Source organism: Shinella sp. CPCC 101442 (assembly GCF_024704725.1).
Taxonomy (GTDB): Bacteria; Pseudomonadota; Alphaproteobacteria; order Rhizobiales; family Rhizobiaceae; genus Shinella.
On sequence record NZ_JALIQS010000001.1, the window covers coordinates 490,387 to 512,160 of the forward strand.

General features: G+C 63.6%; 18 protein-coding genes. 4 read left to right on the forward strand and 14 right to left on the reverse strand.

Annotated features, from left to right (window positions below):
• Positions 1-50: 50 nt before the first annotated feature.
• The 3 genes from MUO32_RS02290 to MUO32_RS02300 all read right to left on the reverse strand — a co-directional run bounded on the left by MUO32_RS02290 (position 51) and on the right by MUO32_RS02300 (position 2,795).
• On the reverse strand, positions 51-1,103 hold the full coding sequence (locus MUO32_RS02290; protein ID WP_257946607.1) for an ABC transporter substrate-binding protein: 1,053 nt from the start codon (positions 1,101-1,103) through the stop codon (positions 51-53).
• A gap of 194 nt (positions 1,104-1,297) precedes the next feature.
• Positions 1,298-2,038 carry an SDR family NAD(P)-dependent oxidoreductase gene (locus tag MUO32_RS02295; RefSeq protein WP_257946608.1) on the reverse strand — a complete coding sequence of 247 codons (741 nt, stop codon included), beginning with the start codon at positions 2,036-2,038 and terminating at the stop codon, positions 1,298-1,300.
• Positions 2,039-2,114: 76 nt separating this feature from the next.
• Entirely contained in the window at positions 2,115-2,795 is a 681-nt protein-coding gene (locus MUO32_RS02300; protein ID WP_257946609.1) for a GntR family transcriptional regulator, read from the reverse strand.
• A 189-nt stretch (positions 2,796-2,984) separates the two neighbouring features.
• Between MUO32_RS02300 and MUO32_RS02305 the strand changes: the two genes are divergently transcribed.
• Positions 2,985-4,034 carry a phosphotransferase enzyme family protein gene (locus MUO32_RS02305; protein ID WP_257946610.1) on the forward strand — a complete coding sequence of 350 codons (1,050 nt, stop codon included), beginning with the start codon at positions 2,985-2,987 and terminating at the stop codon, positions 4,032-4,034.
• A 2-nt stretch (positions 4,035-4,036) separates the two neighbouring features.
• On the forward strand, positions 4,037-5,353 hold the full coding sequence (locus MUO32_RS02310) for an aspartate aminotransferase family protein (RefSeq protein ID WP_257946611.1): 1,317 nt from the start codon (positions 4,037-4,039) through the stop codon (positions 5,351-5,353).
• A 55-nt stretch (positions 5,354-5,408) separates the two neighbouring features.
• Here MUO32_RS02310 and MUO32_RS02315 read toward each other — a convergent pair whose 3' ends face one another.
• The 10 genes from MUO32_RS02315 to MUO32_RS02360 form a co-directional block, all read right to left on the reverse strand.
• Positions 5,409-5,747, reverse strand: a complete 339-nt coding sequence (locus tag MUO32_RS02315) for a RidA family protein (protein ID WP_374708578.1) — start codon at positions 5,745-5,747, stop codon at positions 5,409-5,411.
• A gap of 22 nt (positions 5,748-5,769) precedes the next feature.
• The gene (locus tag MUO32_RS02320; RefSeq protein ID WP_257946613.1) at positions 5,770-7,557 is read right to left on the reverse strand and encodes an alanine racemase; all 1,788 of its coding nucleotides are present in this window, start codon (positions 7,555-7,557) and stop codon (positions 5,770-5,772) included.
• A gap of 3 nt (positions 7,558-7,560) precedes the next feature.
• Positions 7,561-8,808: a D-amino acid dehydrogenase gene (locus MUO32_RS02325; RefSeq protein WP_257946614.1), complete on the reverse strand. Its 1,248-nt coding sequence runs from the start codon at positions 8,806-8,808 to the stop codon at positions 7,561-7,563.
• Positions 8,809-8,872: 64 nt separating this feature from the next.
• A complete protein-coding gene (locus MUO32_RS02330) occupies positions 8,873-9,892 on the reverse strand; it encodes a C45 family autoproteolytic acyltransferase/hydolase (protein ID WP_257946615.1) in 1,020 nt (339 codons plus the stop codon).
• Positions 9,893-9,898: 6 nt separating this feature from the next.
• Positions 9,899-11,437: a biotin carboxylase gene (locus MUO32_RS02335; protein WP_257946616.1), complete on the reverse strand. Its 1,539-nt coding sequence runs from the start codon at positions 11,435-11,437 to the stop codon at positions 9,899-9,901.
• A gap of 22 nt (positions 11,438-11,459) precedes the next feature.
• A complete protein-coding gene (locus MUO32_RS02340; RefSeq protein ID WP_257946617.1) occupies positions 11,460-12,902 on the reverse strand; it encodes an aldehyde dehydrogenase family protein in 1,443 nt (480 codons plus the stop codon).
• A gap of 7 nt (positions 12,903-12,909) precedes the next feature.
• Positions 12,910-14,532, reverse strand: coding sequence for a 5-guanidino-2-oxopentanoate decarboxylase (locus MUO32_RS02345; protein WP_257946618.1), 1,623 nt, complete (start codon positions 14,530-14,532; stop codon positions 12,910-12,912).
• 4 nt (positions 14,533-14,536) lie between these two features.
• Complete coding sequence (speB, locus tag MUO32_RS02350) at positions 14,537-15,490, reverse strand: agmatinase (protein WP_257946619.1); 954 nt, start codon at positions 15,488-15,490, stop codon at positions 14,537-14,539.
• Positions 15,491-15,587: 97 nt separating this feature from the next.
• Positions 15,588-16,460 carry a universal stress protein gene (locus MUO32_RS02355; RefSeq protein ID WP_257946620.1) on the reverse strand — a complete coding sequence of 291 codons (873 nt, stop codon included), beginning with the start codon at positions 16,458-16,460 and terminating at the stop codon, positions 15,588-15,590.
• On the reverse strand, positions 16,457-17,950 hold the full coding sequence (locus MUO32_RS02360; protein ID WP_257946621.1) for an APC family permease: 1,494 nt from the start codon (positions 17,948-17,950) through the stop codon (positions 16,457-16,459). Before MUO32_RS02360 ends, MUO32_RS02355 begins: the two co-directional genes overlap by 4 nt.
• Before the next feature lie 275 nt (positions 17,951-18,225).
• Between MUO32_RS02360 and MUO32_RS02365 the strand changes: the two genes are divergently transcribed.
• Both MUO32_RS02365 and MUO32_RS02370 read left to right on the forward strand, forming a co-directional pair.
• Positions 18,226-18,768 carry an Lrp/AsnC family transcriptional regulator gene (locus MUO32_RS02365; RefSeq protein ID WP_257946622.1) on the forward strand — a complete coding sequence of 181 codons (543 nt, stop codon included), beginning with the start codon at positions 18,226-18,228 and terminating at the stop codon, positions 18,766-18,768.
• Positions 18,769-18,786: 18 nt separating this feature from the next.
• Complete coding sequence (locus tag MUO32_RS02370) at positions 18,787-19,698, forward strand: carbon-nitrogen hydrolase family protein (RefSeq protein ID WP_257946623.1); 912 nt, start codon at positions 18,787-18,789, stop codon at positions 19,696-19,698.
• A 13-nt stretch (positions 19,699-19,711) separates the two neighbouring features.
• On the opposite strand, the gene MUO32_RS02375 is transcribed toward MUO32_RS02370, so the two are convergent.
• On the reverse strand, positions 19,712-21,724 hold the full coding sequence (locus MUO32_RS02375) for a bifunctional diguanylate cyclase/phosphodiesterase (RefSeq protein WP_257946624.1): 2,013 nt from the start codon (positions 21,722-21,724) through the stop codon (positions 19,712-19,714).
• Positions 21,725-21,774: the final 50 nt, after the last annotated feature.

Here is a 21,774-nt window from a genome sequence, read left to right on the forward strand (position 1 = left end):
GGCCATGCAGAAAGGGCGCCCCACGGGAGCGCCCTTCTTCACGGATGTTCTTACTGGGCGAGCCAGGCGTTGAAGCGCTCCGTCAGCGTTTCCGCATTGTCGATCCAGAAATCGACATTGAGCGGGATCGAGTCCGTCAAGTTGGCCGGATCCGTCGGCAGGTCCTTGGCGAATTCGGCCGGCACCTTCGCCGCGGCTTCCTTGTTCGGGAGGCCGTAGGCGACGAATTCCGGCAGCTTGGCCTGATTTTCCGGCAGGCTCGCGAAAGCGATGAAGTCCTGTGCCGCGTCCTTGTTCTCAGCATCCTTCAGCACGACCCAGCTATCGACGGCGTAGATGCTGCCGGGGAAGACGACCTTGAAGTTCTTGCCTTCCGAACGGTTGATGCCGGTGATGCGGCCGTTATAGGCCGAGGCCATGGCGACTTCGCCCGAGGCGAGGAACTGCAGCGGCTGGGCGCCGGACTCCCACCAGACGATGTTCGCCTTCAATTCGTCGAGCTTCTTGAAGGCGCGCGCGACGCCTTCTTCCGTGCCGAGCACGTCGTAGATCTCGTCCTTCGAAACGCCGTCGGCCAGCAGCGCGAATTCGAGCGTGTATTTCGGGCCCTTGCGCAGCGAGCGCTTGCCGGGGAACTTTTCGACGTTCCAGAAGTCCGCCCAGGAGGCCGGGCCTTCCTTCAGCTTGTCGCCGTCATAGGCAATCGCTGTCGACCAGACGATGGCGCCGACGCCGCAGTCATTGACGGCGCTGTCGAGGAACTTGTCCTTGCCGCCCAGCTTGTCCCAGTCGATCTTCTCGTAGAGGCCGTCGGCACAGCCGAGTGCCAGCTCTTCGGCTTCCACCTGAACGGCATCCCAGTTCGGCGCACCGGCCTTGACCTTCGACTGGATGACGCCGATGCCGCCGTCCCAGGCTTCGTCGAGCACGGGTTTGCCCGTCTTTTCGGCGAACGGCTTGAAGTAGATATTGCGCTGCGCATCCTGATAGTTGCCGCCCCAGGACACGACGGTCAGGTCGCGTGCAAAAGCCGGCACGACGATGCTGGCCGACAGAACGACGGCTGCGGCCGCCAGAACACCCGATTTAAGAATTTTCTTCATGGCACTCCCCTTTTCTTCATTGTAAAGGAGCCGTTGCGGCTCCGGTGACGATCTCATGCGGACCACCCACGCCACCTTTTTCGGCAGTCGTTGGGGCCTCTCCGGTCGTCGCGCCCTTTCCCCTGGGCGTTCGACCGATTGATGCATTCCGGTCATTGCCGGTCAACGGGGATTTTTCCCCTTTTTGACCGTTGTCAGACGTGCTGCCCTCCATTGATGTGGATTTCCGCGCCGTTGATGTAGGAAGACGGCTCCGTGCAGAGGAAATAGATGGTTTCCGCGACTTCGCGCGGATCTCCCAGCCGTCCCATCGGCACTTCCGCGGCCACCAATTCATCCGTTCCGGGCGACAGGATCGACGTTTCGATTTCGCCCGGCGCGATGGCGTTCGCCCGCACGCCGCGCCTGCCGAATTCATGCGCCATTTCACGCGTGAGCGAGCCGAGGGCCGCCTTGGATGCCGCATAGGCGACACCGGCAAAGGGGTGGACACGCGTTCCGGCAATCGAGGTAACGTTGACGATCGACCCCTTGGCCGCCTCGAGCTCTGGCATGAGGGCGCGGGCGATCAGCGCCGTCGAGACGACATTGACATTGAGCACCTGTGTCCAGACGTCCGCATCCGTGCCCATCACGCCGAGGCGGCTCTTTTCCGGCCCCTTCGGCGAAATTCCGGCATTGTTGACAAGGGCGTGCAACCTGCCGTTCGGCAGGCGCTCACGCACGGTCGCGGCAAGACGGTCGATCTGCGAGAGATCGGCAAGATCGGCCTGGATGTGGCTCTCGCGGGCGGACGGCCAGGCGCATTCTTCGGAGAAAGCCTGCCGGGAGACGGTGAGGATGCGCCAGCCCTTGGACTGGAAGAGCTTGACCGTCGCATGGCCGATGCCGCGGCTCGCTCCCGTCAGCAACATGTAGCGGCGTTCTTCGGTCATGCGGAGCGTTCTCCCTTGATGCTTGATACATCGTAATCAGCGACCGGCAAATTGCAAGCCTCCTCTTTCGACGCGGTCAGGCGCGGCGTGCTTCCCGCTCCTCACCGCGAGCAATACGGTCGAGGATCGGCTTTCCGCCAAGCAGGATGTCGTCGACGATGGCCATGGATGCTGCCGGCGAATCATGCCGCTTCAGCGCCTCGACGACGGGATAGTGATGGTCGATCATCGCGCGGCCGCCAGCGAGATAGGCGTCGGAAATGTGCGGGCCCATCTGTAGCCAGAGCCGCCGGAGAATGGTCGTGAGAACCGGCAATCCGGCGATCTGCGGCAGCATGAAGTGAAAAGCCTGGTTGAGCTGCGTGCCCCTCAAACGGTCGCCGTCGGTAATCGCCTGCTCGTTTTCCCGCAGAATCTGCTCCAAAACCTGGATATCGGCGCTCGTCGCGACCTGTGCGGCGGTTTCAGCCGCAAGACCTTCGAGGCGGACGCGGATCGCGCGGATTTCTCGGTAGCGGCCTTCGCTCAAGCCGGCGATACGGATGTCGCGCGGCGAGCGGAAGGTGATGGCTTCGTCATTGGCAAGGCGCAGGACCGCATCGCGGATCGGCGTGACGCTGGTGCCGAATTGTTCGGCGAGATCGCGGATCTTCAGTCGGTCACCCGGCTGGAACCGTCCCTGCATCAACGCATCGCACAGCGCGGCATAGACCACGCTGTTGAGGTTCTCATATTCCAGTGTCGCGAATTCGGGCATGGAACTGGTCCGCAAAATCGAGTAATAAGATACTTGATGCATCTTTTTTGACGTGTTTCAAGTATGAGCCGTCGCCAGCGGCATTTTCCCTGGAAGGAAAGGCCGTGGCAATGCTGGCCGAAGCGCTGTCAACAGCGCCGGAGACCGTCCTCGACGACACAGCGGGGCACCGCGCAGAATGGAGCGAACATGACGGAGCCTGCATCCGCCGACAAGAAACCGGATTCCATGTCCGCGACATGGAATGTGACAGCCATCGAGGACGCCGAGGCTGCCGTTGCCGACATCTATGGGCTTGGCGGCGAGGTGAAGCGCCTCTCCAGCGAGCGTGACGAAACCTTTCTCTTTACCCGCGCCGACGCTACGGATTTCATCCTCAAGATCGCCAACCCCGCCGAGGATCCGGCGGCGCTGGAATTCCAGGACGGCGCCCTGATGCATCTGGAAGCAGCAGCCCCCTCGGTTCCCGTGCCGCGGCTGGTGCCGACGCGCTCCGGCGAGCCGAGCCATACGCTCTCCACGTCCGATGGCCCCCGCATCATGCGCCTGCTCACCTTCCTCGACGGCGAGCTGCAATACCGCACGCCGGCCTCGGAGGCGCAGAGCCGAAATGTCGGCCGCTCCCTTGCCGAACTCGGGCTCGGCCTCGAGCACTATGACGGCCGTCCGCCCGAGGGAAAGCTGATGTGGGACATTTCCCATACGCTCGATCTTACGGCCGTCGTCGGCGATGTCGCCGCGGAGCGCCGTGCGCAGGTGGAGGCGGTGCTTGCCGAATTCGAACGGTCGTTGCCCGCCATCGCCGCGCTGGAGCGCCGGCAGATCATTCACAATGATTTCAATCCGCACAATATCCTGCTCGACCCGGCGGAGCCGGCCAGGGTCGTCGGCATTATCGACTTCGGCGACATGGTGCATGCCACGCTGATCAACGACCTCGCTGTCGGCATCTCCTATCACCTGGCGACCGACAACTGGACTGCCCGCACCCGCGCCTTCCTCGAAGGTTTCCTTTCGGCACGTGCCTTGCAGCCGGCCGAAATCGAGCTTTTGCCGCTTCTCATGCGCTGCCGCCTTGCCATGTCCGTCATCATCGCGGAATGGCGTTCGGCGCGTTTCCCGGAGAACCGGGCCTACATCATGCGCAACCACGCCACGGCCTGGCGCGGCCTGCAGAACATTGCCGATCTCACTGCGGCCGGGCTGAAGCAGCTCGTGCCCAACCTTACCGAGGCTTGATCATGTCGATGGTGAATGCGTTTTCGCGCGAGGATTTCGAACGACTGGGCGAGGCCGAACAGGCGCTGATTGCCCGGCGGGAAAAGGTGCTCGGTCCCGCCTACCGCCTGTTCTACGAGAAGCCGCTGCATCTCGTGCGCGGCGAAGGCGTTTTCCTCTATGACGCTTCCGGTGAGAAATATCTCGACGCCTATAACAACGTCGCCTCGCTCGGCCATTGCCATCCACGCGTGGTGGAGGCGATCACGAAGCAGACCGCCGTCCTCAACACACACACGCGCTATCTGCACGAAGGCATCGTCGACTATGCCGAGGCGTTGACGGCGACCTTCCCGGAAGCGCTCAGTCAGGCCATATTCACCTGCACGGGCAGCGAAGCGAACGACCTTGCCGTGCGCATCGCCCGTTACGTGACCGGCGGCACCGGCATCATCGCGACGGAACTCGCCTATCACGGCCTGACGAGCGCGGTCGCCGAATTCTCGCCCTCTCTTGGCGAGTCCGTGACGCTCGGGCCGCATGTGCGCACCGTTCCCGCGCCGGACAGCTACCGTCATTCGCCGGAAGAAATGATGGAAAAATTCGGCCGCGACGTGCGTGCCGCCATCGCCGATCTCAAGCGCCACGGCATCAAGCCGGCCATGCTGATCACCGATACGATCTTCTCCAGTGACGGCATCTTCGCAGGCCCGAAGGGCTTCCTGAAGCCCGCGGTGGACGCCATTCACGAAGCCGGCGGCCTGTTCGTCGCAGACGAGGTGCAGCCCGGCTTCGGCCGCACGGGCGAGGCCATGTGGGGCTTTGAGCGCCATGGCGTATCCCCCGACATGGTGACGATCGGCAAGCCGATGGGCAACGGCTATCCGATGGCCGGCATCGTGCTGCGGCCGGAGGTGATCGCCGAATTCGGCCCGCAGGCGCGCTACTTCAACACGTTCGGCGGCAATCCGATCGCGGCGGCGGCCGGCAAGGCCGTACTCGACACGATCCGTATCGAGGGCCTGCAACAGAATGCGCTCGATGTCGGTCGCTATATGATGGACGGCCTCGAAAGCCTTTCCGGCCGCCATCCCGCCATCGGCGACGTGCGCGGCTCCGGCCTGTTCATCGGCGTCGAAATCGTCGCCGATCCCGCCGCAAAAAGCGCCGACGCGGCATTGACCAGCCGTATCGTCAATGGCCTGCGCGACCGACGCATCCTGATCAGCGCGTCGGGCCCGCGCGCCAATGTGCTGAAAATCCGCCCGCCGCTCGTCTTCTCGCGTGAGAATGCCGACATGCTGGTGGATGCGCTTGGCGACGTGCTGAAGACGCTCTAAGCAAAAAAGCCGAGGCTGCCTTCGCAGCCTCGGCTTTCATGTGCAGTCAGAAAGCTCAGACGAGCGCTGTGACCTGGATTTCGACCAGCAGTTCCGGCGCGGCAAGGCGGGCCTCGACGGTCGCGCGGACCGGCAGGTTGTCCTTGTCGACCCACTGGTCCCAGACTTCGTTCATCTGGCTGAAATGCGCGATATCGCGCAGCCAGATATTGGCGCTGATGAGATTGGCCTTGGAAGTGCCGGCCTCCGTCAGCAGGCTGTCGATCGTTGCCAGGATGTCGCGGGTCTGGGCCACCGTGTCGGCGCCATCGCCGGTGACGCCGGCCGTGGTGACGACGCCGTTGACGACGACGGCTTCGCAGAAGCGCTTGCCGGGCTTGATACGCTTGATCATCAAAAATCTCCCTTGGTTGTGATCAGAGAATGGTTTTGCCGAAGGCCGACAGGATGAAGTTGGCGCATTCCGCGCCGATCGGCGATGGCAGAGCGGCATCAATGCCGGAAATGCTGAGCGAGCGCAACTTGCCGCTGAGCGCCGCCATTTCCATCGCCGAATGGGTTTCGCGCACCGTGATCCCGCCGATGCCGCCGCTCCAGCCGGACATGTCGGTCGCCGTCGGCGAATAGCAGAGATGGAAGCCGCGCGTACCGGCGGACGCGATCGCAATCGCCTCGCGCATCGCCTGGCGCAGCCCGACCGCATCGATTTCCGACATGGTGAAGCTGCGCATGCGCGACGCTTTCAGCGCCGACACCTCCTCGGGTGCTGCATTGCGCAGGCCGATGAGCACGATGTTCTCAGGCGCGATGTGGGGCGGCAAGCAATCGAGCATGCGGCGTAGCACCGCGTTTTCCGGCGGCGGCGCATCCGCATCGCCATCCGGCATCATCGCGGCATCGGAATCGATCCAGACGAGGCCAAGCGCATCGTGCCGTCGGCCGGACGCCTCCACATGGGGTAGGATATCGCGCCGGCGCGCGCAAATGGAGAGCGCCAGGGCGTTTTCATCCAAGCCCCTTTCGAAGCCGAGATGCTGGATGCGTTCGGCGATGTTCTGCACGACCACGAGCGCACCGCCGATGGCGTCCGTCTCGATCGCATAGGTCCTTGTCTCACCCGTCTCGCGCACATCCCGCATCGGAACCTTCTCCACATATTCTGACGTCATCACCGTCAGCAGCGCGCCGTAATTCATGCGAAAGCTGACATTCTCCCCCACAGCCAAGGGCGGGTCGGCCTCGGTGAGATCGAGCACCAGATGGTCGCTGGAGGCGCCGAGCACGCGCACACCGCGCTGCGTCGGGATCAACCCCTCGGCGATGACGTCCTCCCGCCCGATATTGGCGATGCCGCGCAGCCGGTCGCCCTCGTCGATGAAAACAGGCGCATTGCCGAAGGCGTCGAGACCGGACAGGCCGATCGGCATGGAGGGTTTTATCTTCACCTCCAGGAGTTCGCCGGTCAGTTCGAAGACCTCGCGGTCGAGCGCGCCCCAGGGCTCGGTGAGAAAGGTTTCGCGCCCGCCTTGCAGGATCGCTTCGCCGACGCGCAGGTTGTTCACCCCCGCCGGCATGCCGCCGGCCAGCAGCAGCGGCAGCGAGGAGGAATTGCCGCCGGAAACCCAGTCGAGCGGGCGGCCGGTGATGCTTTCCACCTTGTAGGCATGCCCGACGAGTTGTGTCAGGTTTTCCTGCGTCGGGATGATCGCGCCGAAGCAGGTGAGGTTGGTGCCGACGCCGGCGATGCGCACGCCGGGAAGCTCCATGACGGCCTCGACGGTCAGCACGAGATCGTTCGGCCAGATGCCCTCACGCAGGTCTCCGAGATCGATCATCAGGATGACGTCGTGCACGCGGCCAAGCCGCTCGGCGACGCGCGAAATCTCGCGCATCAATTGCAGCTCGGATTGCAGGCTGATGTCGACGGTACGCACCAGCTCTTCCACACGTGTCAGTGGCGGGCTGCGCAGCAACATGATCGGGCAATCGATGCCGGCATCGCGCAGGCGGCGGATATTCTCGAAGCGGGATTCCGCAATACCTGCCACACCGCCGCGCAGCATGGCGCGCGCCACCTGCGGCATGCCGCAGGTGCCCTTCGTCACGCCGAACGGTGTAATGCCGGACTGACGGCAGAGATCCACGACGGTGCGGGCATTGTGCTCGATGCGGGCAAGATCGATAGAGATTTGCGGGTCGGACATGCATCAGTTCCTATAAAGCAGGCCCGCGGTGTCGATCTCCGGCTTGCGGCCAGAAACCAGATCGGCGACGAGTTTCCCCGAGCCGCAGGCCATCGTCCAGCCGACATGGCCGTGGCCGGTATCGAGGAAGAGGTTTTCGTAGCGCGCCTGCCCGTGCACCGGCACCGAGCCCGGCATCATCGGGCGCAGGCCCGACCAGAGCACGGCTTTCGTTTCGTCGATCGCCCCGGGGAAAAGGTCGTGCGCGGTGCGGAACATGTTCGCGAAGTCGGCGGGCTTGAAGCTGCGGTCGTAGCCGGCGAATTCGGCGGTGGAGGCAAGGCGCAGGCGATTGCCGAGGCGCGAATAGGCGATCAGCCGGTCCTCGTCGACGCCGCCCATGGTCGGCCCCTTGTCCGCATCGATCGGCAGGGTCGCGGTATAGCCCTTCACGGGATAGACCGGAACATCGATGCCGATCTTGCGCGCCAGCAGCGCGCTTTCCGGGCCAAGCGACAGCACCACGGCATCGCAGGAAACAGGCCCCTTGTCCGTCAGCACGGCCTTGACCCGCCCACCCTGGACATCGAGGCCGGTAACCGTCGTGCCGAAACGGAAATCGACGCCGTGGCGCATGCGGGCCTGCGCGGCGAGGCTGCGGGTGAAAAGCGAGGAATCCCCCGTCTGGTCCATTGAGGAATAGACGCCGCCGGCGAGCTGGTGTTTAACACCGGCAAGACCCGGCTCCAGCACCGCTAGCCGCTCGCGGTCCACCACTTCGATAGCGAGCCCCCGGTCGGCGATGTACTGCATGTGTTTTACACCGGCATCCATGCTTTGCTGCGAGCGGTAGAAATAGAGGATGCCCTTGCGCCGTTCATCATAGGATATGCCGGTCTCTTCCTGGATCGCATTAATGCACTGGCGCGCATAAAATGCGAGGCGGAGCTTCACCTCGGTATTTGCGTTGGCGCGCGACTGCGTGCACTGCATGAGGAAACGCAGGCACCAGGAAAGGAATTGCGGATCGAGGCTGAACCGCACCTTGATGCCGAGATCGGAGCGGAACAGCGATTTCATAAAGGTGGTGAGTGCTGTCGGCGAAGCCCAGGCGGTGGAATCGCCCGGCGAGACGAGGCCCGCATTGCTCTGGCTGGTGCCGCGCGCCACGTCCTCGTGGCGCTCCAGCACGGTCACGTCATGGCCATCCTTCGACAGATACCACGCTGCCGCCGTGCCGACGACGCCGGCCCCCAGAACGACTACTTTCATGACACTCCCCTCACCCTGGCGCGGTTCCGCTTTTCCGCTTTGCGAAACGGCCAGCCTTTTGTTCTTAACTGCTCACCGCACCCTGCTTGAAAGTCGGTGCGAAGCCGCCGGAATCCCCGTCGTTGAAGCGGATAATGCGCACCTCGTCCTGGAATTCGGCGCAGGATTGCCGCCAGACCGAGCCCGGCCAGACGAGCTCCACCGAGGCATCGAGCGGCCGATAGACGGCTGTGTAGAGCGTGCCGTAGCCGCGTCCATAGGATGTCTGGTAGACCGGCGGGCGAAGAAATCCGGAAAGAACGCGCTCGACATCCGCCGACCCGGCCAGCGACTTTTCCACCGCCGCCTCGCGCTCGACCGACTTGGTGGTCTCGGCATGGCGCGCCCATTCGACGCCGTGCTGGTGGTTGGTGCTGACGCGCCGTTCCACCACCTCGGCCGGGCGATCCGGATTGACATAGACGGTCGCGTGCTTGCCCTGCCGGTCGATGACGGCGATCGAATAGGACATGTGCACGGGAATGCGCTGGAGCATGGCGACGGCCTCCGCCGTGGTGCTGGCGAATTCCAGCACGTAGCGCAGCACGACGGGAATGCCGAACCCCTGCCCCGCGGCGGTGCGCCCGCCGAAGGAGAGTGAGACCGAAAGCCCGTCCTCGTTGATGCCGTCGAGCACGCCCCAGAGGCAATCGACCACCGCGACGACCCGTTTCCCGTTGAAGCGTGAAGCCAGCCATGTGCCCTCGAGAAGGCGCGGGCTGTAGTCGTAGTTGCGGATCAGCGCCGGCTCTACGCCGGTCAGGATCGCCTGCGAGCAGCCGCCGACATAGAAGGGCGGGCACCACATGGAGAGGAAGCGCGCCTCCAGATCCCCGTCGCCGGCCGTCGCGACAATCGCCTCATAGGTAGGCAGCAGTTCCGGCATGTGCTTTCGCAGCGCCTTGAGGCTCATGAAATAGGTCGGGCGCGAGCGAACCCCGTCGCGCACGAACCAGCGGCTATAGGCGTGCCAGTGACGATCGAACACCCGGCGCCATTTGGGGCCGGGCATGTCTTCATCGATGGCTTCGAACTGGAGGTCCATGATGTCCTACAGGATCTTGAACGAACCGGCTTCCGGCGCGTCATCGCGCTGGATTTCCGTCAGCGGCTTGCTGGCATATAGGCGCTTGATGCCCTTGATCCAGTTGCTGGCACGCTCGTTCAGTTCGAATTCGTCGTCCATCACCCGACCGCGCGTGATGAGAATGCCCAGATCGGCGCCCTCGTAGCGGTAGTCGCCGGGACCGGTGATGCGCAGGAAGAAGGCCTCCTGCTCGCTTTCGATCGCCTGGCGGTGATAATCGAAGCGATCATAGGACACGCTGCCATCCGGCGCCATGCGATAGATGCCGGTCGCCGGCGCATGAGTGACGATGTCGACGAGGTCTTCGGTCGACTTGATGACCACCTGCGACCAGGAATCGATGAACTCTTTCCGCGCCCAACGGTTGTTCAACTCCTCGACGTCGATCTTGTACTCGATGCCGGAGAACTCCATCAGGTGGAACAGGAAGAGCGGCGCATCGGCATAGGCGAAGGCAGCGTGGTTGGTCATCGAGCTGGCGCCGCAGATGCGCGGGTTCAATTCGCCGAGATAGACCTCGTTGTCCTCGACGTCGATCAGGAAGTCGAGATCGAAGTAACCGCGATAGCCCTCTTCGCGCAGCTGGTTGCCGAAGCGGTAGGCCATGTCGCGCGCCTTGGCACGGATCTTTTCGGAGAAGGCGCCGGGGAAGATTTCGTTACCGCACCAGCCGCCCTTGTAGGGCGTCAACGCCGGCTGGCCGACGACTTCCGTCAGAAGCGGGCCGACGAGCGTGCCGGAACCGGTCGTGCAGGCCTCCATCGTCGCGCCGCGGCACTTGATGCGCTTCATGATCTTCACTTCGTCTTCCGCTGAAATCTCCGCGGCGTGACGGTTGTAGTCCTCTTCGCTGGCGATGAAGAACGTCGTGTGGCCGCTGTCGCCGAAGGCGGTCTGCACCACGAGGTCCTTGCCGATGCCGGCCTTTTTCGCCGAGGACAGCAGTTCCTCATAGGTGCGCGCGGGAGCGAGCGTGTTGGGCACGGAAGGCACGTCCGCCTTGTTGCCGATACGCACGGTCTCCATCTTGTTGTCGCAGCGCTGGCGCAGTTTTGCCCGGGGGAACCAGATCTCGATGCCGAGTTCGTCGCAGATTTCCTCGGTCGATTCATCGAACATCAGGAAGGTCGCAACCGCACGGCCGCCGCGCTTGGTGATGTAGTCGATCACTTCCTTGTGCTGCAGCAGGTAATTGTTGATGTCCTCGATGCTCTCGAATTCGGCATGGGGGATTTCGGATGGGACGAAGACGTTCGGATGGCGGCCGTCGAAGCAATCGATATAGCTGACGAACTTGAAGTTCCGCACCCATTCGTCGATGCCGATCAGGTTGAAGTTCGTCGCGGAGATGAAATAGATCGGGCGCTCGTTGCGGTGCATGACGACGCGCAGGTCGGCCACGTTGCGAATGGTTTCCATGATGTACCCCTCATTTTTCTTCGAGTGCTTCTTGCGCTTGTCGCGCTTCTTCTCGTTCTTCCGCTCTTTCTTCTTTTTCGACATGCCCCCCGGTCCGTCGTTTGGGTTATCGTTTCAGGCGTGACGTGACGTGCTTCACCTCAAGGTAGGAGGACATGCCCCACGGCCCGAGCTCACGCCCGATGCCACTCGCCTTGAAGCCGCCCCAGGACGTCTGAACGAAAATTGCCTGCGGGCTGTTGATCCAGACATGACCGGCTTCGATGGCATTGGCCACGCGGTTCGCCTGCGCCTCGTCGCCGCTGACGACGGTAGCGACGAGGCCGAAATCGCAGTCGTTGGCGAGCGCGATGGCCTCTTCTTCCGTTTCAAAGGTGCGGATGCAGAGCACCGGCCCGAAAATCTCCTCGCGCCACAGAGCGCTGGTCGTAGGCACATCGCCAAAGATTGTCGGTTCGATAAACCAGCCGTCCAGACCGGCAGGCTTGCCGCCGCCAGTGAGCAAGCTCAAGCCCTCGGCCTTGCCGCGCTCGATATAGGCCAACACCTTGTCGTGCTGCGCCTTCATGGTGATCGGGCCGATTTGCGTCCCCTCATCCAAGGGATCACCGGGCTTCAGCGCCTGGCTTCCAGCGATTATGGCGTCTATTAGCTTTAGCGCAATTGATTTTTCCACCAGAAGGCGAGAGGTGGCCGAGCACATCTGGCCGGCATTGAAGAAGATACCGCCGAGCACGCATTCCACCGCCTCGTCGAAATCCGCATTCGCGAAAACGACGATGGGCGACTTGCCGCCGAGTTCGAGGCTCACCGATTTGACGCCCGGGGCGCCTGCCGCCATGACGCGTGCGCCGACGGCGTTCGAGCCGGTGAAGGAGATTTTTGCGACATCCGGATGCGCCGTCATCGGCGTGCCGACGCGCTCGCCGGTGCCGGTAACGATGTTGAGCACACCGGGCGGCAGGCCGATTTCTTCGGCGATGGCGCCCAGTTCCAGTTCCACAATGGGCGTGATTTCCGACGGTTTCAGCACCACCGTGCAGCCAGCGGCAAGTGCGGGAGCGACCTTCCAGGACGTCGTCACCAGCGGAAAATTCCATGGCACGATGAGGCTTGCAACGCCTGCCGGTTCCTGCCGCAGCCGGGCGTGAAACCCATCGTCAGGCAAGGCGACATCCGCATCCTGCCGGTTCTGAAGGGCGATGGCTTGTTCGGCGTAATAGGCGAAGCAGGCGGCCGCGTCCGCCATGTCGATGCGCGCCTCGCCGAGTGGCTTGCCGTTGTTGCGGGAGGAAAGGCGAGCCAGTTCCTCGGCGCGGTCTTGAAGCTTTTCAGCGATGGCGGCGAGGTAGCGGGCGCGCTCACGGCCACCGGCGTCGCGCCAGGCCGGAAAGGCAGCCTTCGCCGCCGCCACAGCCTTGTCTACATCCGCTGGACCGCCTGCGGCGACCTCATGATAGGCGGTGCCGCGATAGGGCTCGAAGACCGGGATGCGGCCGGGCTCTACAGGCTCTTGCCATTTTCCGTCGATGAAGAGCTGGTTTCGCATCGCCGCCTCACGCCGCCAGGGTTTTTGCGAGCGTTGAGCCGGCCTGTATTTCGATGACAGTGGGCACGTTGCGGGTGGCGGAGGCTTTCAGTTCGCTTTCCAGCTCGGCAAGCGAGGTGGGACGGGAGGCTTCGCAGCCGAGTGCCTTGGCAAGGCCGACGAAGTCGGGCGTGAAGATGTCGACGCCGATCTGCGGGATGTCGCGCTCGGCCATGAAGGCCTTGATCTCACCGTAGCTGGTGTTGTTCCAGATGACCACGGCGGTGGCGATGCCCGCTTCCACCGCGCTTGCCAGTTCCTGCACGGAGAATTGCAGGCCGCCGTCGCCGATCAGGCAGACGGAGGGGCGGTCGGGTGCGCCGAGTTTGGCGCCGAAGGCGGCGGGCAGGCCGTAGCCGAGCGTGCCGTAGCCGGTGGAGGAGTTGAAGAAGGAGCGGACCTGCGGTGCCTGGTAGAACTGGTTGACGGCATAGACCGGCTCCGTCTGGTCGCCCGCAACGGTAGCGTCGGGCAGAGCTTTGGTGATGACCTCCATCAGCTTGCCATGGGTGCGGCAGGCGGGCCACAGCCCGGTCTCCACTTTTTCCCGCACGGCTTTTGCCCGCGCGGCACCCTCCCCGGCAGTCCTGCCCTCGCCGAGCGCGGCGCTGAGACTTGTCGCGGCAAGCTTCGCGTCGGCGGCGATCGGCACGTCTGCGCGCAGCCCGGTGACGATCTGCGCCGGGTCGATGTCGATGCGAATCAGCGGGCCGCCGAAGGAAAGCGGTTTTGGCTCGGGATACATTTCCGTCTCGCCGAACTCCGTGCCGATGGCGAGGATCGCATCGCTTGTCGCAAGTTCGTCGAGCAGCGGCTGCATACTGAGATTGCCGGTCATGATGCGCGGGTCGCCGGGCTTCAGGATGCCGCGGCCGTTGATCGTCATGAAGACCGGTGCGTCGAGCTTTTCGGCAATCGCGGCGATTTCGGCCGCCGCATCGGCAGCACCGCCGCCGGCGATGATCAGCGGGCGTTTGGCCGCCTTGAGGATCGTCGCCGCCTTGGCGATGCTGGCGGGATCGGCCGCAGCACGGCCGGGCAGCGGCCAGGCGTCCGTCGAAAGATGCCCGGCCTGCGCGACGATGACGTCGAGCGGGATTTCGATATGAACGGGGCGCGGGCGTGCCGAATTGAACACGGTGAAGGCACGCGCCATCACTTCAGGCAGCTGCGCGGGATCGAGCAGCGTGTGGCTGAAGGCACTGACGCCGGCCACCAGGTTGCGCTGCGAGGGCAGTTCGTGCAGGCGGCCCTGGCCCATGGCGAGCTCATTGCGGGCATTGACCGCGGAGATGACCAGCATCGGCACGGAATCCGCATAGGCCTGGCCCATGGCGGTGGCGATATTGGTCATGCCCGGACCGGTGACGATGAAGCAGACACCCGGCTTGCCGGTCACGCGCGCATAGCCGTCGGCCATGAAGCCCGCACCCTGTTCGTGGCGCGGCGTGACGTGGCGGATCTTCGTGGCCGGCAGGCCGCGATAGAGTTCGACCGTATGCACGCCCGGAATGCCGAAGATCAGTTCGACGCCGTAGGATTCCAGGAGACGGACGAGATATTCGCCTGTTGTAAGACGGGTGTCTGCCATTGTTTTATCGCCTCTGCACGCCCGGAAGGACGCAAAGCATTTCAAAGAGAAGGTTCGCTGCCGTGATCGCCGTGTTGCCTGAGGGATCATAGGGCGGAGAGACTTCGACGAGGTCGCAGCCGACGAGGTTCAGACCCCAGCAGCCGCGGATGATTTCCAGTGCCTGGATCGTGTTGAGACCGGCGATCTCAGGCGTGCCGGTGCCCGGTGCAATCGACGGATCGAGGCTGTCGATGTCGAAGGTGAGGTAGACCGGGCGGTCGCCCATCTGCGCGCGGACTTCCGCCATCAGCGGCGTCAGCGACTTGTGCCAGCACTCCTCCACCTGCACGACGCGGAAACCTTGTTCGCGCGACCAGTCGAAATCGTCGGCGGCGTAGCCCGTGCCGCGCACGCCGATCTGGATGCAGCGCTTGGTATCGAGCACACCGGCCTCGACCGCACGGCGGAACGGCGTGCCATGAGCGATCGGCTCGCCGAACATGTGCTCGTTGATATCGGCATGGGCGTCGACATGGATGAGGCCGACAGGGCCGTGTTTTTCCGCCATGGCGCGCAAGATCGGGTAGGACAGGGTGTGGTCGCCGCCGAGCGTCAGCGGCGTGCAGTCATGTTTGATGATATCGCGATAGGCATCGGTGATGATGTCGATGCATTTCGGCAGGTTGAAGGTGTCTATCGCCACGTCGCCGATATCGGCCACCTGCAGGCTTTCGAAGGGCGCTGCCCGTGTTGCCATGTTGTAAGGGCGGATCATGCAGCTCTCGGTGCGGATCTGGCGCGGCCCGAAGCGCGTGCCCGGCCGGTTCGACGTGCCGATATCCATCGGGATGCCGACGAAGCAGGCGTCGAGCCCTTCCGCAGTCGGCTGCGTTGGCAAGCGCATCATGGTTGCGGGGCCGCCGAAACGCGGCATTTCGTTGCCGCCGAGCGGCTGGTTGAACGTCTTGGTCGTCATCTGTTTTCCTCCGGCGGGGCGGTGTTTCACGTCTTTTGCCCCATCCTGAATGACACTCTACGGGACTTCTCCGAACGGCTGGAATACCCCTTTTCGATTATTCTTCGGCACGTGGGAGGATGAGGCAGGGCACCGGCGCGTTGTGCACGATCTTGCGGGCATTCGAGCCGAGAAAGACCCGCATCAGCGGCCCCAGCTTGCTGGAACCGAGAACGAGCAGCTCGCCCTCCTCCCAGGCGAGCGACTCGAAAGCCGCCTTCCAGCTCGGGCCATCGGCGATCTCGGCGGAAAGCCCAGCCTGTCCGGCAAGCAGGGTGGTCTGCGCATCCCGTGCCTGCTCGCGCAGCACATTGGAGACGAAGTGTTCCGCGTCATAGCCGGCACCCGTCGGATACATCTGCTTGTCGCGCACCACGAAGGTCACGAGACGAAGCGGCACCGAGTACTCCCGTGCGAGTGCCGCACTGCGGGCGATGATGCCAGGCGCGGAAGACGAACCGGAATAGGCGGCGCTGAGCCGGCGAATACGGCTCTCGGGACCGGCCGAATAGCCATGCGGCGCCACCGCGATCGGCAAATGTGCGGAGCGCAAGAGTTCCGTCGTCACGCCGCCTTCGCCGAAGCGACCGAATGGAGCCTCGCGCGCCGAACCGAGCACGAGGCAATCGGCGCCGATCTCGGAGGCGGTCCTGGTGAGACCTTCGCGGGCCGAGGAGGCGGAAACGGCGAGGAACTCCGCGGTTACGTCGTCGGGAAGCGATGCCTTCGCCTCGGCCTGCACCGCGGCGGTGTGTCGGGCGAGGAAGCTGCCATATTCGCCGTCGACACGCGCCGGCGAAGGATGGCCCCAGGTGTCGGGCGTCACCGTGCAGGCGACGAGCGATGCCTTGCAGGACCGGGCGAGCACCGCGCCGAGCGCCAGTGCCTCCTGCCCGCCCTGGTCGGCGGATAGACCGACGAGGATCTTCATTCTGCCGCCTCGCCGAGACCTGCCGGCTTTTCGAGCCGCGAGTTGCGGGCGGAGTAACCGAAATAGACGAGTGCGGCGATCGCCACCCAGACGCCGGTAATGGCATAGACCATCCAGCTGAGCTTGAAGATGAGGTACAGGCAGGCGACGATGCTGAGCACCGGCAAAACCGGGCCGAACGGCACGCGGTAGCCGCGCGGCATGTCGGGCTGCGTGTAGCGCAGGATCAGCACGCCGGCCGAGACGACGGTGAAGGCGGTGAGCGTGCCCATGCTCGTCAGGTCCCAGAGCAGGCCCGACGGCACGAAGGCGGCGATCAGCGACACGAAAACCGCGACGATGATGGTGCAGGCGACCGGCGTCATGCTGCGCGGATCGACCTTGTGGAAGATCGACGGCAGCAGGCCGTCGCGCGACACCGCAAAGAGGATGCGCGACTGGCCGTAGAGCACGATGAGCGTGACCGAGAAGATCGAGATCACCGCGCCGGCCGCCAGCAGGTTCGCCGGCCAGGCGGCACCTGTCAGGTTCTGCAGGATCGTGGCAAGGCCCGCCTCCTGCCCGTCGAAGGCGTCCGCCGGCTGTACGCCGAGGGCGGCCAGCGCGACCAGGATGTAAAAGCCGGTGACGATGACGAGCGCAGAGATGATGGCGATCGGCAGATTGCGCCGCGGATTGACCACCTCCTCGCCCGCCGTCGAGACGGCATCGAGGCCGACGAAGGTGAAGAAGATCGAGGCCGCCGCCGCCTGCACGCCGCCAAAACCGCTCTCGTTGAAGAAGGGCATGAAATTCGCGCTGTTGAAGGCGCTGCCGGCGATCACGATGAAGAGGGTTAGCACGGCGAGCTTGACCATCACCATGATGGCATTGGCGCGGGCCGATTCCTTGGCGCCGCGCAAAAGCAGGATGCAGCAGAGCATGACAAGAATGACGGCCGGCAGATTGATGAGGCCGGAGCCTTCCGCGAAGAAGGCCATGGCGAAGGGATGGTCGCCGTCGACGACGGTGATCGGCCCCTTGATCATCCAGCCGGGCAACACGATGCCGGTGATGTTGAAGAGCAGCTTTTCGACATATTCGGCCCAGCCGACCGCTACCGCGGCGGCGGAAATTCCGTATTCCAGAACGAGGCAGGCGGCGACGAAGAAGGCGATGCCCTCGCCAAGCGTCGCATAGGCATAGGAGTAGGAAGAGCCCGAGACCGGGATCATCGAACTCATCTCGGCATAGCAGAGCGCCGACAGGCCCGCCGCGACCGCTGCAATGATGAAGGAGAGCACGACCGCGGGGCCGGCCACCGGCACCTGCTCGCTCAGCACGAAGAAGATACCCGTGCCGATCGTCGCCCCCACGCCGAACATGATCAGCTGGAACAGCGTGATCGAGCGTCCGAGATGGCCATGCCCGTCGCCGGCACCCGAGGTGTCCGCAATCAGCCGGTCGACCGGCTTCTTGCGTGTGATTTGTTCCAGGATAGTTGACGCCATCGTTCCCCCCGATGTCTCCCCATATGCAATCACTGTAGCGTCGGGTCCGGCAAAGGTGCTGCCGTATTTCTGTCATTTTCCGACACTTGCTGCTGAGCGCAGCACCCTTCTCGAAAGTTCTTGTCGCAAGCGTCAAGGGGGAGCCGGGAGGGGCGAAACGGTGACCCGGAGGCCAGCTTGACAGGGTCAGGACAAACGTATCCTTATGGGTCGAGGCTGTCGGGCCACGCTCATCGGGAGACGCATGGCCCGTCCATGCAGCAGGGGGCGAGTGAATGAAGGATGAAGACGGGTCGATCCGGCTCGATCAGATCGATCTGCGTATTCTGGCATGTCTTCAGGCCAATGCGCGCATGACGAACCAGGAGCTGGCCGATGCCGTGGGCCTTTCGCCCAGCCCCTGCCTGCAGCGGGTGAAGCGGCTCGAAAAGGCCGGCGTCATCACCAATTACCATGCCATTATCGACCTTGCGAAGGTCTGCCGCCATGTTGACGTCATCGCCGCGGTGACGCTCAACAGCCATGGGCTGGAGGATTTCCAGATCTTCGAAACGATGGTCGAAGAGATGCGCTACGTGGTGGAATGCACCAAGGTCAGCGGGCCGATCGATTATCTCGTGCGCTTCGTCTGCCCCGATATCGCCTCCTATCAGATGCTGTCGGACGAGCTTTTGCGGCTCGGCCCCAAGATCGGCAATCTTTCGAGCTACATCGTGCTCAAGTCGAGCAAGCCCTATCGGGGCGTGGCCTTCGACGATCTCGTTTCCCCGACGCCGCGCGGCGTGCCGACCCGGCTCGCCCCCCGCACCGGCAAATAATTTTCACAGAGATAAATCATGTCAGGCTCCCTCTCCGAAGCAAACGCATTGCCGTACGCCACCGGTCGGCGGGACAATTCCCGCTTCATGATATCAGGCATCCAGATGTCCGTGCCGATCGGCGGTCGCAACATCGCGGCGATGAGTATCCAGATTGAAAAGACCATGGCGCTCTTCCCCGGCACGGACATGATCGTCTTTTCCGAGCTTGCCATGCATGGACCGCTGCACGCCTGTATGGCGGAAGATCCGACATTGGACGAGGCCGCCTTCCAGGCGCTCGCGGCAAAGCACCGGGTCTGGATCATTCCCGGCACCTATTTCGTGCATCGCGAAGGCCGGACCTACAACCATTCCATCGTCATCAATCCCTGCGGCGAGATCGTCGGGCGTTACGACAAGATGTTCCCCTTCATGCCCTTCGAGGCGGGCGTGGCGGGTGGCAGCGAGTTCCTGATCTTCGACGTGCCCGATATCGGCCGCTTCGGCCTGTCCATCTGCTACGACATCTGGTTTCCGGAGACGACGCGGACGCTGACATCCGCAGGCGTCGAAGTCCTGATCCACCCCGTCCTGACCGGCACGACCGACCGAAAAGCCGAACTTGCCATCGTTCAGGCGACGGCTGCCATGTTCTCCTGCTACGTGGTGGACGTGAACGGGCTGGACGCCGGCGGCGTCGGCCGCTCGCTTGTTGCGGATCCGACTGGCAATGTCGTGCATCAGTGTGGTCAGGTGACGGAAATCTTTCCCATCAACGTCGATCTCGGCCTCGTGCGGCAGGTGCGCGCGGAAGGTGCCAATGGCCTCGGGCAGGTGCTGAAATCCTACCGGGATCGCAACGTTGCCTTCACGACCTATGACAACGGCGGGGCATCGGCCTATCTCGACAGCCTCGGCCCGCTCGCACAGATGCCAAAGCGGCGATAATTCTCTCGAATGTCTAACCCGAGCGTCTGGCGAGGGGTCGCACCCGCTCCATCGGCATCGGTTTTCCAAGATAATAACCTTGCGCCTCTGCACAGCCCTCGTCGCGCAGCCGCGCCAGTTGCTCGGCCGTTTCCACGCCCTCGGCAAGAACGGGAATGCCGAGGCTGCGGCCAAGCGCGAGCACGGAGCGCAGAATCGCCCGCGCCTCGGAGCTGCGGTCCGCATCGCGCGTGAAGCAGCCGTCGAGCTTGATCTTGTCGAAGGGAAAGGAGCGCAACGTGTCGAAGGAGGAATAGCCGACGCCGAAATCGTCGATCGACAGGGAAACGCCGAGCGCCTTGACCTGGCGGAGCACACGCAGTGCCTTCGCCTTATCGGCGATGAAGGTCGATTCGGTGATCTCGAGGTCGAGCCGCTTCGGCGACAAGCCAGTCTCCACGAGAACCGCGCGCAGCAGGCCTGGAATATCCGCGTTGATGACCTGAACGGGCGAAAGGTTGACGGCGACCTTGTGCGGTGCCTCCCAGGCGGCGGCCTCGGCGCAGGCGGTGCGCAGCACCCATTCGCCGATCGCCAGGATATGGCCCGTCTCCTCGGCGATCGGAATGAAGACGGCTGGTGAAATGCTGCCCTGAAGCGGATGGTTCCAGCGCAGCAATGCTTCGTAACCGACGATTTTTCCCGAGGCGACGTCCTTCTGCACCTGGTAATGCAATGCGAACTGGCCAAGATCGAGCGCGCGGCCGAGATCCTGCGCAAGCCCGAAACGCTCAAGCGTCGCCCGTTCCATCGCCTGATCGTAGAAGGAGATGCGGCGGGAAAGATCGTGTTTGGATTGGTACATCGCCATATCCGCATGACAGATCAGCATCTCGCGATCGGCCCCGTCGTCCGGATAGATCGCAACGCCGATGCTCGCCGTGCTCGGCAGGGCGCTTCCGGCAACGGAAACCGGCATGCTGAGCGCGCAATCGAGCCGGGCGAGAAAACTGTCGAGGGCGACGCGGTCCGAAAAGCGCTTCACCGCCATGAACTCGTCGCCGCCGATGCGCGCCACGAACTCGTCCTCGCGCAGAAGCGCCTCCAGCCGGCCGCCGATCGTTACCAGCACATCGTCACCGGTCTTGTGGCCATAGACGTCGTTGATTTCCTTGAAGCGGTCGAGGTCGACCCCGATGACCGCGACCTTCTCGCCGCTCTTGTCCGCCTGCACAAACGTGCTGTCGAGATGGGCAAGCGCGCGTGGGCGGTTGGCAAGGCCCGTCAGCGCGTCGTGCAGGGCAAGATGCTCGAGACGCCGCAGGGTTTCCTGCGAGGCCTGCTCGTCGAGCAGATAGCTGATGACGCCGGAGCCGGCCACCAGCATGCCGACGCCGACGACAGCAAAGGCGGCAAGCGCAGAGGATATCGACTCGCCACCCGCTGCAATGGGCGTGACCGCAAAGGCCGCCATGCCGGTAAAATGCAGGCTGACGACCGCAAGCACGAAAAGCCCGACCACGAGATAGCCGCCATCACGGACGAAGGGCCGCACCGCCTGGCGCAATGTGAGCACGCCGAAGAACACGGCGAAGACGAGCGAGAGCAGGATGTAACCGGCCTTCCATTCGATCAGGCCTTCGATGTGGAACGCGAGCATACCGCTGTAATGCATGGCCGCGATGGCAAGACCCACCACCGCGCCGCCCAGCTCCGGCGCGGCGCGCAGGCGGTTCGAAAGCGCAATCCACAACCCATAGGCGCAGCCCGCAACGGCGACGAAAAGCGAGACCATCGTCCAGGCGGGATCGAAGGTGAAAGCCGCCCCGGCATCATAGGCGACGACAGCAATGAAATGCATGCACCAGATCGAGGACCCCGCGGCCTGCGAGGCGAGCAGGATCCATCCGGCCCGCTGGCGGCCCCTGCGCGCCTGCGCCTGGCGGAACAGGCGGAATGTCACCCAGCTGCCGGCAATGCCGACGAGAAGCGCCAGCAGAACAAGCCAGAGATTGTGTGCCGCAACGAAGCACGAGAGGACACGCATCCAAGACACCCCCGAGGCGGGCGGCGGACACACACGTCAAGTATGTTATC

What these genes read in the sequence shown, in the direction of transcription:
- MUO32_RS02290 (WP_257946607.1), bottom strand. Translation starts at nt 1,103, where the DNA reads ATGAAGAAAATTCTTAAATCGGGTGTTCTGGCGGCCGCAGCCGTCGTT.
- MUO32_RS02295 (WP_257946608.1), bottom strand. Translation starts at nt 2,038, where the DNA reads ATGACCGAAGAACGCCGCTACATGTTGCTGACGGGAGCGAGCCGCGGC.
- MUO32_RS02300 (WP_257946609.1), bottom strand. Translation starts at nt 2,795, where the DNA reads ATGCCCGAATTCGCGACACTGGAATATGAGAACCTCAACAGCGTGGTC.
- MUO32_RS02305 (WP_257946610.1), top strand. Translation starts at nt 2,985, where the DNA reads ATGACGGAGCCTGCATCCGCCGACAAGAAACCGGATTCCATGTCCGCG.
- MUO32_RS02310 (WP_257946611.1), top strand. Translation starts at nt 4,037, where the DNA reads ATGTCGATGGTGAATGCGTTTTCGCGCGAGGATTTCGAACGACTGGGC.
- MUO32_RS02315 (WP_374708578.1), bottom strand. Translation starts at nt 5,747, where the DNA reads ATGATCAAGCGTATCAAGCCCGGCAAGCGCTTCTGCGAAGCCGTCGTC.
- MUO32_RS02320 (WP_257946613.1), bottom strand. Translation starts at nt 7,557, where the DNA reads ATGTCCGACCCGCAAATCTCTATCGATCTTGCCCGCATCGAGCACAAT.
- MUO32_RS02325 (WP_257946614.1), bottom strand. Translation starts at nt 8,808, where the DNA reads ATGAAAGTAGTCGTTCTGGGGGCCGGCGTCGTCGGCACGGCGGCAGCG.
- MUO32_RS02330 (WP_257946615.1), bottom strand. Translation starts at nt 9,892, where the DNA reads ATGGACCTCCAGTTCGAAGCCATCGATGAAGACATGCCCGGCCCCAAA.
- MUO32_RS02335 (WP_257946616.1), bottom strand. Translation starts at nt 11,437, where the DNA reads ATGTCGAAAAAGAAGAAAGAGCGGAAGAACGAGAAGAAGCGCGACAAG.
- MUO32_RS02340 (WP_257946617.1), bottom strand. Translation starts at nt 12,902, where the DNA reads ATGCGAAACCAGCTCTTCATCGACGGAAAATGGCAAGAGCCTGTAGAG.
- MUO32_RS02345 (WP_257946618.1), bottom strand. Translation starts at nt 14,532, where the DNA reads ATGGCAGACACCCGTCTTACAACAGGCGAATATCTCGTCCGTCTCCTG.
- speB (WP_257946619.1), bottom strand. Translation starts at nt 15,490, where the DNA reads ATGACGACCAAGACGTTCAACCAGCCGCTCGGCGGCAACGAAATGCCG.
- MUO32_RS02355 (WP_257946620.1), bottom strand. Translation starts at nt 16,460, where the DNA reads ATGAAGATCCTCGTCGGTCTATCCGCCGACCAGGGCGGGCAGGAGGCA.
- MUO32_RS02360 (WP_257946621.1), bottom strand. Translation starts at nt 17,950, where the DNA reads ATGGCGTCAACTATCCTGGAACAAATCACACGCAAGAAGCCGGTCGAC.
- MUO32_RS02365 (WP_257946622.1), top strand. Translation starts at nt 18,226, where the DNA reads ATGAAGGATGAAGACGGGTCGATCCGGCTCGATCAGATCGATCTGCGT.
- MUO32_RS02370 (WP_257946623.1), top strand. Translation starts at nt 18,787, where the DNA reads ATGTCAGGCTCCCTCTCCGAAGCAAACGCATTGCCGTACGCCACCGGT.
- MUO32_RS02375 (WP_257946624.1), bottom strand. Translation starts at nt 21,724, where the DNA reads ATGCGTGTCCTCTCGTGCTTCGTTGCGGCACACAATCTCTGGCTTGTT.